This window comes from Xanthobacter autotrophicus, assembly GCF_030015065.1.
GTDB lineage: Bacteria > Pseudomonadota > Alphaproteobacteria > Rhizobiales > Xanthobacteraceae > Xanthobacter > Xanthobacter autotrophicus_D.
Genome location: NZ_JAIVFN010000386.1, coordinates 1 through 462 on the forward strand (window position 1 = coordinate 1; position 462 = coordinate 462).

1 protein-coding gene is annotated in these 462 nt (G+C 66.2%); it reads right to left on the minus strand.

Annotated elements, in window-relative coordinates:
* Positions 1-402: PAS domain-containing protein (locus K9U40_RS23655; protein WP_282892501.1), on the minus strand; the 402-nt coding region annotated here is incomplete at its 3' end.
* Positions 403-462 lie beyond the last annotated feature (60 nt).

The following is a 462-nucleotide window of genomic DNA, read 5'->3' on the forward strand; positions in this document are numbered from 1 at the left end:
GTAGGGCAGCATGCGCACGAGGTACCAGTTGCCGTCGCTCGCGCCCACCTCGCGCTCCACCAGCGCCAGGCGTTCGAGCACGCGCCGCGCGTCGTCGGCGAGCTCGGGGTACTGCAGCTGCGTGCGCAGATGCGACAGCGGCCGTCCCACGTCGGTGGCGATCAGGTTGAAGAGCGTGACCGCCGAGGGCGTGAAGCGGGTGATGCGCAGGTCCCGGTCCAGGAAGACCGTGGCGATGGCGGTGGCGTCCATCAGGTTCTGCATGTCGCTGTTCGCATGGCCCAGCTCGTCCACCTTGCTCTTGAGCTCGTGGTTGACGGTCGTCAGTTCCTCGTTGATGGACTGCAGTTCCTCGCGATTCGTCTCCAGTTCCTCGGTGGCCGAGCGCAGCTCCTCGTTCATCGCCTGCAGCTCCTCGTTGCTGGCGCGCAGTTCTTCGGTGGAGGCCTCGTACTGCTCGAT